Raw genomic sequence first — 12983 nt, forward strand, 5'->3', positions numbered from 1 at the left:
CACAGCAACTTTATGCAGTATGATAAGGCATAAGAAGAGGAGCTTCTTTTCCAAGATCAATCCAAGGAACATTATATAAATCAGTTAATGCCTTAGGACTTAAAACAGATTTAACTTTTCCATAATTGGTAACAGATCCGTTATTCATAAGAATAACTTCATCTGCATATCGACAAGCCTGCCAAGGATCATGGAGAACCATTATAACTGTTGTCCCGAATGTTTTATTTAATTTTTTTACACATTCCAAAACATCAACCTGACTTTTTAAATCTAAGAAACTAGTTGGCTCATCAAGAACGATCATATCAGATTGCTGAACCAAAAGGCGAGCAAAGCGAACGCGCTGTTGCTGACCACCACTAAGGGAATGAATATCAGTTTTCTTATACTCCAACATATTCACAGTAGACAGAGCTTCATCAATTAAAGCTCTATCAGTTCTGTTCCATTGATCATACCAATGGTTATGTCGATAACGTCCTAACTGAACATATTCGATGACACTACAGTATTCTGGTAAATCTTCTTGTTGATACAGCATGGCTATTTTGGCTGCTCTTTTATGAGCATTTAATGTTCTAGTGTCTATATTATTTAATAAAATTTCACCAGATTGAGGATGGAGATCAGCAATCAGACCTTTAAGAAGGGTAGATTTTCCACACCCGTTGGGACCAAGAATTACCGTTATAGTCCCTTGCTTTATTTCTAAGTTCAATTCATTGATGATAGTCTGGTCACCATATCCAAGCTTAACATTATTAAATGTCAGGGAGGAAGGAAAAGAATCATCAGTAGACTTTTGAATGGTCTGGTTATTAATAGGAAGAATGATAGGAAGATTATTAGGGGCATTAGTTTTATACTCTTCACACGCTGTAGAATATAATCGGCTCATCAAAGAAGAATTAAATATATCATTACCCTTACCAAAAGCCATAACGTCTCCATTTGCCATGGCAATAACATTATGGGCTAATAGGGAAGCTTCATTCAAATCATGGAGAACTACTATAACAGTTTTGTTTTCTATATGACACAAGTCATCAATTAGTTGGAGTATCTCATGACGATGGTTGATATCTAAATAGGTAGTAGGTTCATCTAATAATAATATCTCCGTGTCTTGAGCTAAAGCCATTGCTATCCAGGCCCTCTGTCTTTGCCCTCCTGATAATTCATCAATAGGTTTATCAGCTAATTCCATTAATCCTGCTATAGACAAGGCTTTATTAATGGCTACTTCATCCGAATCCTGGAGATTCTGAAAAATACCCATATAAGGATATCGACCTCGTTTAACCAATTCTTTTACAGTAGTCTGGATTTGCTGACTACTTATCTGTGGTAGGAAACCAAGCTTTCGTGCGTATTCACTTGGTTTATATTGACTTATGTCTTTACCATTCAGATAGATATATCCTTGTTTCATGGGCAGCAACTTAGCGATAGCCCTAAGTAAAGTACTCTTACCAGAACCATTCGGTCCTATTAAGCAGGTTATTTCTCCACTACTGATTCTCTGGTTTAATTCCTTTATTATTTGCTTTTGCCCATATCCTGTAGACAAGTCATTAATATCAAGATTCATATCTATTCCTTAGTTCTGATCAACAGATAGAGAAAGTAAGGTGCTCCTATACCTGCAATAACAGTACCGACAGGAAGACCTTCGGGAAGTACATTTTGAACAAATATATCAGCTACTAAAACCATAATAGCCCCTAGATTTGCACATAATATTAGAGAGCCTATATCGATTGCCTTGCTTAACATTCTGCTAATTCGAGGAACAATCAATGCAACAAAAGAAATCGGTCCAGCCACAGAAACTGCAACAGCACTCGATAGACTGGCAAGAATTAAAGCCATTAGCTGATACCTCCTAACAGCCAGCCCGATTGATGTTGCAGTCTGACTACCCACTTGTAGTAACCGCAACTGTCGTTGAATGATTCCAATTAAGAAAAGAAGAGGAAAAACCAAAAGTAATAACTTTATGTCATTCCAATTGGAAGTATAGAGACTTCCTACCATCCATCGATAGGAAGCATTTACATCATGGATATTACCTTTTACTAATAGATAATTAACAAGAGCTGTGAATAAAGCATTGAAGCCTATACCAACTAATATCAATTTTAAGGGATTTATAATATCCCTTGATGACAAAAAATAAACCAACAAGGCTGTCAACATAGAGGCCACAAAAGCCACAAAAGGAATAAATGAGGAAGACAATCCTGAAATGATTATTAATACAACAGCTGCACTAGCACCTGTATTTATACCCACAATATCAGGGGAAGCTAAGGGATTCTTGAGCAAGGTCTGGAATACCATTCCTGATAATGAAAAAGCCATCCCCACTAAGATAGCTGATAAAATACGGGGCAAACGTAATCCACGAACAATAAAGATTGTTCTTTTATCAGATAATCCTAATATTCCATCAATTACTTCTTTTAGACTTAAACCTAAAGACCCGAGAGAAGACGCCCATATAGCCAACACTAATAAAACAATAAAAGAAAAAATTATTAATAGCCATTGCCTACTTTTTATCCGAAAAGAGACAGGTCCTATACTAATATACTTGATCATTCGAATTTCAACCTCCGGCTGGAAGCTATCATTATTAAAAGAGGTGCACCGATCATTGCTGTAACAATTCCCACTTGAACTTCTGATGGAACAGCGATTATACGTCCAATAGTATCGGCTAACAATAGAAAAGCAGGTCCTTGTATTATAGATAAGACCATGATCTGTCGATAGTTAGTTCCTATCATTTTACGTGCTATATGAGGGACTGCCAGACCAACAAAGGCAATTGGCCCTGCTATACTTACAGAACTTGCAGCAAGACAAACAGCGAAAACAGAGGTCAATAGACGAACAGATTTAGAATTCATCCCAATACTTTTAGCTCTCTCTTCTCCCATATTTAGGATGTTGATTCTAGGAGCCAATATAAATAGCCCCAGTGTGGATATTAAATTAATAGGTAACAAATGGTAGAAGTAATTCACATTTCTACCACTTATAGAGCCAACAAGCCAGAATCTAAACTGGTCCAGGATTTCCTGATTCAATAAAAGAAGTCCTGAGGTCCAAGCACTTAACAAAGAACTAACAACAACACCAGCCAATACCATTTTAGAAGGGGATACAACAGAATTACCTGCCATTGCTATCGCTAATACAATAAGAAGTGTTACAACTCCCCCTACAAAGGCGATTAAGAACAGACCAAAAGCATTTATAGGAGAAAGGAGTTGATACCCTAATACTATAGCAAATGCAGCGCCATTGTTGACTCCTAAGATAGAAGGTCCACTCAAGGGGTTATTCGTAATACCTTGTGTAGCAGCACCAGCTAGAGCAAGAGACATCCCAACTCCCAATCCAATAATTGTTCTGGGAATACGTAAATCGTGAATAACAATGTGCTCATATATCTGGGCATTAAAATGCAAAAGAGCCTCCCATAACTGATGAAAAGTTATGGGAAGAGTTCCAATAGTAATACTAAGCCAAATAGCAATTAAAAGAACAACCAAGTTCAATATATATAATTTTACAATTTTCAAAGGACCACTCTGTTGTTCTTATCTATCTCATGTTTTCAGGAACTAGGGTTTCAGGATCACCATCAATGGCAGCTTCTAAAGCAGGTACTAACTCATCCAAGGCATAATCAATGCTAAGAGGACTAGCAAAAGAAAAGGCTCCACCTAGTAACTTACCGACAAAAAACTCACGTCCTTCTGTTGTTGCTTTTAATGTCTTGCGTAAAGTGAATTGTCTCATTGCTTCAAGACCTTTTGCCCCTACACCTATCCAAATAATAACATCTGTATCAAGAAGATCCATTCGTTCTTCACTAAAACTAAGATAGAACTTTTCACCTGCAATCTCATCATATTCAGGAGGGATAATAAAGCCAAGTTCTGTTAATAAACGGCTACGACTATCAGCTGAAGCATAAGCACCTAATTCATTCTGAAAAACAAAAGCTATTGCTGCTGTAGCACCTTGAAATTGGGGATGGCTATTTTTAATAGAGTCAAATCGATCTTCAATATAGGACACAACCTCTTCTGCTTTCTCTGCTTTCCCAACGACTTGTCCCATTATCCTAGTCTCAACCTGCCATGGAGTTCCATAATCAACATAATCAGCAGGTTGAGCAATAACAGGTGCGATTTGTGACAAAGTGTCATATTCTTTCTGGGTCATTCCTGAAGAAACTCCCACAATAAGATCAGGATTCAAAGAGGCTATTATTTCAAAATTTAATTCACGTGAGGACAGCACATAAGGAGGATCACTGTCTCCTAACGCTTCTTGAGCCCAAGGCCATAAAGAATTCGGATAGTCACCATACCAATCTCTGATAGCAATAGGAACAACACCTAAAGCAAGAAGAGCTTCATGTTCTGTATACCCAACAGAGACAATTCTAGTGGGTTGGGACTCTATAGTAGTGCTTCCATACTTGTGATCTATAGTAAGAGGAAACCCCTTGGAGAGAAGGTTCCCCTTCTCTGTAACATCAGTACGTTCTTTATCACCGTTAGCAAATACGTTCATAGATATAGTTAATAATGCTGTAAATATAATTAATGATTTAGAAAAATTCATATACACTCCTAACTGATATAGTTTATACAGCTTAACTATAGTTAAAGCAAGAGGTCTATGGCAATGCTAATTATGATTTAATGGTAGGAGTTAAGACCTCAATTTTTGAGGTCTTAATCAAATTTATACTAATTTATGGACTTATTAAGAGGAAGGATGTATAAAACATCCCCATCTACAAGATTCGTTCCTGGCAAATACTTTTGAACAACTTCACCACCATTAACTGTTACTGCAAAATCATCATCATTTAAAACAGCAATAGTATTATCATCCATTATCCATATTCCTTCTAATTTATCATGGGGATAATGATTGGGAAGTTCTTTTACAAGGTCAATAACTAGTTCTTTTGACACGAATTTAATGCCAGCAGCTTTGAGATCTTCATAAGAACACTCTTCGATTGTTTTACCTTGAATCAATAAACCATTTGGATCATTAGCATCAGAACTAGAGATATCTGTAGCATGAGAAATATCGATTTTATATATTAACTTTTGTGCCTCTTTTTCACCAGAAAAGGCTCCATCCCGTTCAACGACTAAAAACTCAGTATCAGAAATAGACTCAATCTCTGAATTAGAGTTCCAAGGTTTATCCTGTTTATATAAGTACTGTTTTGTTTCACTAGTGGCTAAATTAAAAGTGACAATCCTAATGACAGTGTTATTTGTTACGCCTTTCTTATTAGGATTATATAGTGTTGACTGCATTATCCCCACTAAAGTACTTTTATCTGGGGTTATGGTTAAACCTTCCATACCCCTATTGGCTCGCCTTTTGGCAAAAACAGCAGGAAGATGTCTATATCCTGTATTAACACCAATAGGGGAAATCCGCTCAATCTCAAAACCATTTTTATTGTAATGAACTAAGTGGGGACCATACTCATCGCTTATCCAGAATTCACCATTTTTTAAAGCAACTAAACCTTCTCCATCTAAACCATAATCATCAAAAGAAAGGATATTACCTTGATTATCATATGGGATTTCCCCTGTAGAGCCTCGCCCTTCTGGATTAGGGATTCCCGTGATAGGGACACCATTAGGATCTTTTAATAATATTTCCTTTTTTAATATTACAGTACCATCTTTTCTTAACTGAAAGAGTCCGATTCTCGGCGTGTAATCAGGAACAGGAAATTTCTTCCCTTTACCAGCCTTTCCAATATAAGTGACATTAGGCCCTCTGTCGGTTAATGCATAAAAGTAATTTGATTTGGAAGGATGTGCTGTGGCTGCAGAACCATACCCTCCTTTTCTTATTTCTGTTCCATTAGGTAATGTGTTTAAAACGGAATAAGGAAGAATTACTCCATCAGAATGGATAGAACTTGGATCTATTTGATTGGATGTCCTACAGGAAAACAATAAACTGCTTATAACGATTAATATAAGAAATAGTGCTTTCATTATAGCCCCTTGTAAATAAATATTGAGACGATACTACTTTATTAACAGAACATATTTTATTTATTTACCATTAATAATTCATTAGTTCTCAAGAACAGTGTTGTATGATCAATATCGATCATACAACATTTAAACTTATTTATTTTTGACCATCCAGTAATAGAGAGTTCCCACAAAAAAAGATCCACCCACAATATTTCCTAATGTAACAATACCCAAACTTTTTAAAGTGTTACCTAAGGTAAGCAAGGCAAAATGGTCACCATCTGGATGGAAAATCTTTGTTATTAGTCCAGCTGGTAAAAAATACATATTAGCAATACTATGCTCAAAACTTGATGCGACAAAAGCCATTACGGGAAAGAATATTGCCCAGACTTTTCCAGAAACTTCTTCTGAAGCTGTAGCCATGAGAACCGCCAAACAAACTAACCAATTGGCCATTATTCCTCGCACAAACATCTGTATTCCCGTAATCCCCGCTTTGGATTCTGCGATTTTCATAGCCGTGTAACCAACTTCTCCATGATAAAGTCCACTAACAACGACTAGGAGCAAGACCAGAAACAATGCCCCCAAAAGGTTGCTAAACCAAACAACAACCCAGTTATTAAGCATTTGAGGAAGGGTTACTTTTTTCTCATAAACAGCTAGAGGAATAAGGCAATTGCTCGTAAACAACTGAGATCCTCCAATAACGACTAACATTAAGCCAACTGAGAATACAGCACCAAAAATAATTTTCTTTAATCCGTAAAATACTGGTACACCAGCAACCTCCCAACCTGTTGAAGCAACAATGGAAAGGTGTGACGCCATTGAAATATAGGCCCCAGCTAAAAAACCTGACAAGATTAGTAAACCTATTTTTGTAGAGGCCTTTTTCTCTACTGAACTAGTCAGATTTAAAACTAATTCCTTTGTATTAAGTGATTTACTCAACACATTCTCCTTTTAATAAAGCTCGTATCTACAGAATTGAGATTGATTGAGATCATTATTGTGTAGATATTTGACCAAGAAAACATTATGTTCTTGGTAAGATTTTTAAGATTTTTACCTATTAGCATAAGGGGCGAAAACATGCAAGCTTGGAAAGATTTTATTGGTGGTAACTGGCAGTTCAAAATTGATGTTCGTGAATTCATTCAAAAGAACTACACGCCATACGAAGGAGACGATAGTTTCCTAACAGGTCCTACAGAAAGGACAGAAAAACTTTGGGGCAAGATTTGTGACTTAGTTGAAGAAGAAAGAAAGAATGGTATTTTAGATGCAGAAACAGCAACTCCTTCAACAGTCATCAGCCACGGTGCCGGATACGTGGACAAGGATCTTGAACAAATCGTAGGTTATCAGACTGATAAACCACTTAAAAGAGCAATAATGCCAAAAGGTGGTTTACGAGTTGTAAAAGGTGCATTGGAATCTTATGGTTATAAGTTAGATCCTGTTGTTGAAGAAATATACAGTAAACACAGAACAACTCATAATGATGGGGTTTTTGCAGCTTATACAGAAGACATAATGAAGGCTCGTAGATCTGGTGTATTAACAGGATTACCTGATGCCTATGGACGTGGACGAATTATCGGTGACTATAGAAGAGTAGCGCTCTATGGTGTAGACCGATTAATCGAAGACAAAAAAGAAAAGAAAGAAGCTTACGATACTCCTAACATGACTACTACCAATATCATGAGCCGAGAGGAAATATCAGAGCAAATCAAGAGTTTAGAAGATTTAAAGACAATGGCAGGCTTCTATGGTTTTGACATCTCTGTTCCTGCAACAAATGCAAAAGAAGCGATTCAATGGACATATTTCGCTTACCTAGCGGCTATCAAAGATCAGGATGGTGCTGCCATGTCAATTGGTCGTGTATCATCTTTCTTAGATATTTATATCGAAAGAGATATAGCATCCGGTGTTTTAACAGAACAAGATGCTCAAGAATTAATGGATCACTTTGTAATGAAGTTACGAATGGTTAGATTCTTAAGAACACCAGCGTATAATGATCTGTTCTCTGGGGATCCTACCTGGGTGACAGAAGCTATTGGGGGTATGGGAGTTGATGGACGAACACTAGTTACAAAAAACAGTTTCCGAGTCCTTCACACTCTTACTAACTTAGGACCAGCACCAGAACCTAACTTAACAGTTCTTTGGACACCAAGACTTCCTCAAGGTTTCAAAGACTTTGCTTCCAAAATGTCTATACAGACTTCAGCCATTCAGTATGAAAACGATTGTTTAATGCGTACTTATTATGGTGATGACTATGCTATCGCATGTTGTGTGTCAGCCATGAAAGTCGGTAAGCAAATGCAGTTCTTTGGGGCTAGAGCTAACTTAGCAAAGGCTTTGCTTTATGCCATCAATGGTGGTAAAGATGAAAAGAGTGGAGTACAAGTTGGACCAGCTTTTCTTCCCATAACAAGTGAATATCTTGACTATAATGAAGTAAAAGAAAGATTTGATGCAGTATTAGATTGGTTAGCAGAACTTTATATGAAAACTCTTAATATCATTCATTATATGCATGACAAATACAATTATGAGTCTCTTCAAATGGCCCTTCACGACAGAGAGATTCATAGAACAATGGCTTGTGGTATTGCCGGTTTATCTGTAGCAGCTGACTCTCTATCTTCTATAAAATATGGAAAAGTAAAGGTTATCCGAAATGAAGAAGGATTGGCTGTAGATTATGAAGTAGAACAAGAATACCCAGCATATGGCAACAATGATGATCGCGTTGACCAAATAGCCGTAAACCTTGTTGAAAGTTTTATGGATAGATTAAGAAAGCAAAAAACTTATAGAAATGCTGAACCTACCCAATCAATCTTAACCATCACAAGTAATGTAGTATATGGTAAGAAAACAGGTTCTACTCCTGATGGACGAAAAGCTGGATCTCCTTTTGGACCAGGGGCAAACCCTATTCATGGAAGAGATACACATGGAGCATTGGCTGCCTTTGCTTCTGTAGCAAAGTTACCCTATGAACATGCAAGTGATGGGATTTCCTATACTTTCAGCATCGTACCTAAAGCTTTAGGAAAATCAGATGATGAACAAGTTCAGAATCTAATTAAGTTGATGGATGGCTACTTCCTGGAAGGTGGTCACCATGTAAACATTAATGTACTTAATAGAGAAACTCTTCTAGATGCAATGGATCATCCAGAAAAGTATCCACAGCTTACCATCCGAGTATCTGGTTATGCTGTTAACTTTATTAAGCTAACAAGAGAACAACAGGAAGATGTTGTTTCTAGAACATTCCACTCAATGATGTAAGGAATTATGAAAGGACGAATACTAACATACGAATCCCTTGGGATGGTGGACGGACCAGGTTTACGCTTTATTGCTTTTCTTCAAGGTTGTCCCCTGCGTTGCTTGTATTGTCATAACCCAGACAGCTGGTCTCCTAAAGGAGGCCGGCTTGTTGACTCTGAAGATGTCGTAGCAGAAGCAATGAAATACCGTAACTGGATGACTGGTGGTGGAGGACTGACCCTAAGTGGAGGAGAACCTCTCATGCAGCCAGAATTCACCAAAGCCATATTGGATAGAACCAGAGAAAAAGGAATTCATACTGCCTTAGACACTTCAGGGTTCGGTCCACTACATAAAACAAAACCAGTGTTGGCTTCAGCTGATTTAATATTATTTGATATCAAGACAATGAATGAAGATCTTCATAAAAAATTAACAGGTGTTGATCAGAATCAAACATTTCCTGCACTGGATTATTTAGTAGAAATCAACAAACCTCTATGGGTAAGACACGTATTAGTACCAGGTTTAACTGACAATGAATCAGATTTAATCGCACTCCGAGATAAACTTCTCAAGTTACCTAATTTGAAACGTTTTGATCTATTACCTTTCCATAAAATGGGTGAAGAAAAGTGGGAAGAGGTTAATAGGAAATACACCCTAAAAGATACACAGACACCTTTGCCAGAGCAAGTAGCAAAGATAAACAGTATTTTCACAGAAGCAGGCTTACCAGTTGGCAAAGCTATAGATTAGACAAAAAACTGAACATCAACTAAATTTCAGATTTTCATATTTACTCTCTATACCCCAAGGTTCTCCGCCAAAAAGAGGCCTGGGGTTATTTTATCTTATCTACTTTTTACTGCCAGCATTTTCTCAATAGACCCTTTGGCTTTTTCTATCATATCTTGATCAAGTTCTACTTGGGGTTCTAAAGAAGTTAGTGACTTTAAAATCTTAGGTAAGGTAATTCTTTTCATATGAGGGCACAAGTTACATGGTCTAATGAATTGGACATCCGGTGTATTTGCAGCAACATTATCACTCATTGAACACTCTGTAACCATAAGAACCTTTGCTGGCTTCTTCTCTTTCACAAATGAGATCATCCCACTAGTGGATCCAGCATAATCGGCGGCCTCAACAACCTCAGAAGGACATTCAGGGTGGGCAATGACAACTAAGTCTTTATAGGACTCTTTATAATCTAATATTTCCTTTGCCGTAAACCGTTCATGAACTTCACAACTTCCTGGCCATGTTATCAATTTTTTACCTGTTTCTTTTTGAATATTAGCTGCCAAGTATTGATCTGGTAGGAATAAAATTTCATCTGCGTCAAGAGATTCTACTACCTCTTTAGCATTACCACTGGTACAGCAAATATCGACTTCTGCTTTGACAGCAGCAGAGGTATTAACATAAGTTACAACAGGGACACCAGGATACTTTTTTCTAAGAGCTCTTACATCTTCCGGCGTAATGGATTCTGCCAAAGAACAGCCTGCATCAAGATCTGGGATTAAAACCGTTTTGGAAGGATTTAATATCTTTACAGTTTCAGCCATAAAATGAACCCCACAAAGAACCACAATATCAGCTTTAATATTCACAGCTTCTCGTGCTAAAGCTAAAGAATCACCAGTAATATCTGCTATTCCATGAAAAATCTCGGGTGTCATATAATTATGAGCTAAAATCACAGCATTCTTTTCTTTCTTTAGTTGATTTATTTTGTGAATAAAAGGCGCATAAACAGGCCACTCAAAAGGAGGAATCACATCTTTAACCTTTTGATAGATATCATCGGTAGCTTTTTTAATTTCGTCTGTATATTCTAAGTCGCCAATATTCATCATAAACTCCTAAGTATTACCTCAAAAATATATACATTTTTTTATACATCTTCAACTACAGCTCCACTATAATACAGTATATGAAGATTAAGAATATGTGGTTGTGGCCTATTGGTATTCTCGTTATTCCCATGGCAATTTTCATCTCAATATCTCTATATATTAATTCTTTTCAAAAAGTTGAAGCATTGTTTGTTCTGACAATAAATGTCTTTCTATGCATATCAGTATATAGAAATAGCAAGCTTGGTATCCAGTTAGAGGAGAAAGAGAAACAAATGGCTCGCCTCAAAGGGCAGTCACCAAAATCATTGAAAACTGATTTTATTAACGAACTCAAACAGGAAAAGTTTGAATACATAGATCCTGAAACGGGTTTATTAAATAATGGAGCTTGTCATTTTTTTCTAAATAGGGCAGCACAACTAGCCAAGAGTTTAAGCAAAGACTTCGCCATCGTCTATATTTCCCCACCAAGAGAGGTCCCTCAGTCGACTATTGCGGAATTAGGATTAGCCCTAAAAAAGACGATAAGAGATACAGATCTGGCCTTTCATATAGAGGAAAAAGAGTTTTTGCTGGGACTAGAAGGCTGCTCTAAAAATGGTGCAGAGTTCTTTATGAAAAGACTTTTTAATCAATGGCACAAACATATAGATATCAATTGGGGATGTTCCCTATTAGGTCCAGATAACTATGAATTAATATATACTTTAGTGGAAGAAGCAAAGGAACAAATGAATAGTTTTAGACAAGAGAAGTAAGATCATTCTTTGACCACACAAATCGATAAACGGTGCCCTTATCCTGTCTAGTTTCTACTAGTCCTTGTAATTGTTCAATTACAGAGTTAATTAAAGATAAGCCCAAAGACTCCTTGTCTATACTATGTTTATTAAAACCAGAACCATCATCTCCAAGACTCATTTCAATCTTATCACCACGATCTTTTAGTAAAATAGTTATTTTTCCTTTTGATCTACCAATGAAAGCATACTTATAAGAATTGGTTACTACTTCATTCACAAGTAAACCAAGCATAACAGCGTGTTGAATAGGCATAATTAAAGACTCAATATCTAAGTCAAGTAAAATTTCTTTTTCATCTGGAGATAACGAAGATTGTAAATGTATTACCAAATCTGTTAAATACTGTGACATATCTACATGATCTAGTTGTTGACTGTTTTGTAACTTATCGTGAACTAGAGCGATCGATTGCATACGTTTAAGCAAGGTATTTGTGCAGGCACCTTCTTCATTCTGAAAGGCCTCAACTTCCATTAAACCAATAAGGATACTTAGATGATTTTTAACCCTGTGATGCATTTCTTTAACTAATAAATTCTTTTGGTTGATAGTTTCGGCGTGTCTTTCTATTTCATCTTGGAGGCGTTTATAGAAACCACTGAAATATCCCAGGATAGAGCCAGTAATCAAACCACTGAGCCAGGCCATAAAAAGACTCTCTGGAGCCCAATCCGGATGTCCCATAATAAGGAATAAAATATAATTAATAGGTAATCCAAAGAAACCAGTGATAGCACCACCAGGAAGTTCAAACAGAGCGGCACCAACAAACAATGGGATCAAAGCCAGGAAGTTAATACTTACATGAAACGTATTGGCACCTAACAAAAATAATAGTGTAAATATCACATATGTCATGATGAGTATCATTACCTTCTGCCTAACACTAAACCTGTTATGCCAGCGGAATAGAAAATCATCAATCATTTTAATAAACTACCTCTATTCATAT

The 12983-nt window shown here is 36.8% G+C and carries 11 protein-coding genes; 3 read left to right on the forward strand and 8 right to left on the reverse strand.

Translation table 11 applies throughout. The features are described 5' to 3' along the window. Positions 1–10: 10 nt before the first annotated feature. The 6 genes from K345_RS22090 to K345_RS0103160 all read right to left on the reverse strand — a co-directional run bounded on the left by K345_RS22090 (position 11) and on the right by K345_RS0103160 (position 7010). Positions 11–1594, reverse strand: coding sequence for an ABC transporter ATP-binding protein (locus tag K345_RS22090; RefSeq protein ID WP_053228025.1), 1584 nt, complete (start codon positions 1592–1594; stop codon positions 11–13). Positions 1595–1596: 2 nt separating this feature from the next. Further along, positions 1597–2607 carry a FecCD family ABC transporter permease gene (locus K345_RS0103140; protein WP_028972938.1) on the reverse strand — a complete coding sequence of 337 codons (1011 nt, stop codon included), beginning with the start codon at positions 2605–2607 and terminating at the stop codon, positions 1597–1599. Next, on the reverse strand, positions 2604–3596 hold the full coding sequence (locus tag K345_RS0103145) for a FecCD family ABC transporter permease (protein ID WP_028972939.1): 993 nt from the start codon (positions 3594–3596) through the stop codon (positions 2604–2606). Before K345_RS0103145 ends, K345_RS0103140 begins: the two co-directional genes overlap by 4 nt. Positions 3597–3618: 22 nt before the next feature. Continuing rightward, complete coding sequence (locus K345_RS0103150) at positions 3619–4650, reverse strand: iron-siderophore ABC transporter substrate-binding protein (RefSeq protein ID WP_053228026.1); 1032 nt, start codon at positions 4648–4650, stop codon at positions 3619–3621. Between the two features lie 128 nt (positions 4651–4778). Then, positions 4779–6068, reverse strand: coding sequence for an esterase-like activity of phytase family protein (locus K345_RS0103155; RefSeq protein ID WP_245584596.1), 1290 nt, complete (start codon positions 6066–6068; stop codon positions 4779–4781). Positions 6069–6203: 135 nt separating this feature from the next. Beyond that, entirely contained in the window at positions 6204–7010 is an 807-nt protein-coding gene (locus K345_RS0103160) for a formate/nitrite transporter family protein (protein ID WP_028972942.1), read from the reverse strand. Positions 7011–7151: 141 nt separating this feature from the next. Between K345_RS0103160 and pflB the strand changes: the two genes are divergently transcribed. Continuing rightward, positions 7152–9377: a formate C-acetyltransferase gene (gene pflB / locus K345_RS0103165; protein WP_028972943.1), complete on the forward strand. Its 2226-nt coding sequence runs from the start codon at positions 7152–7154 to the stop codon at positions 9375–9377. 6 nt (positions 9378–9383) lie between these two features. After that, positions 9384–10118 carry a pyruvate formate-lyase-activating protein gene (gene pflA / locus K345_RS0103170; protein WP_037571078.1) on the forward strand — a complete coding sequence of 245 codons (735 nt, stop codon included), beginning with the start codon at positions 9384–9386 and terminating at the stop codon, positions 10116–10118. Positions 10119–10213: 95 nt separating this feature from the next. Here the strand turns inward: pflA and nadA are convergent, their stop codons facing one another. Continuing rightward, a complete protein-coding gene (gene nadA / locus K345_RS0103175) occupies positions 10214–11221 on the reverse strand; it encodes a quinolinate synthase NadA (protein WP_211227823.1) in 1008 nt (335 codons plus the stop codon). 80 nt (positions 11222–11301) lie between these two features. On the opposite strand from nadA, the gene K345_RS0103180 reads away from it, so the two are divergent. Continuing rightward, positions 11302–11985 carry a hypothetical protein gene (locus K345_RS0103180; RefSeq protein ID WP_156888282.1) on the forward strand — a complete coding sequence of 228 codons (684 nt, stop codon included), beginning with the start codon at positions 11302–11304 and terminating at the stop codon, positions 11983–11985. Here K345_RS0103180 and K345_RS0103185 read toward each other — a convergent pair. Continuing rightward, complete coding sequence (locus K345_RS0103185) at positions 11969–12958, reverse strand: sensor histidine kinase (RefSeq protein ID WP_028972947.1); 990 nt, start codon at positions 12956–12958, stop codon at positions 11969–11971. The two genes, K345_RS0103180 and K345_RS0103185, sit on opposite strands and share 17 nt — an antisense overlap. Positions 12959–12983: the final 25 nt, after the last annotated feature.

This window comes from Spirochaeta cellobiosiphila DSM 17781 (assembly GCF_000426705.1).
GTDB classification, from domain to species: Bacteria; Spirochaetota; Spirochaetia; order DSM-17781; family DSM-17781; genus Spirochaeta_E; species Spirochaeta_E cellobiosiphila.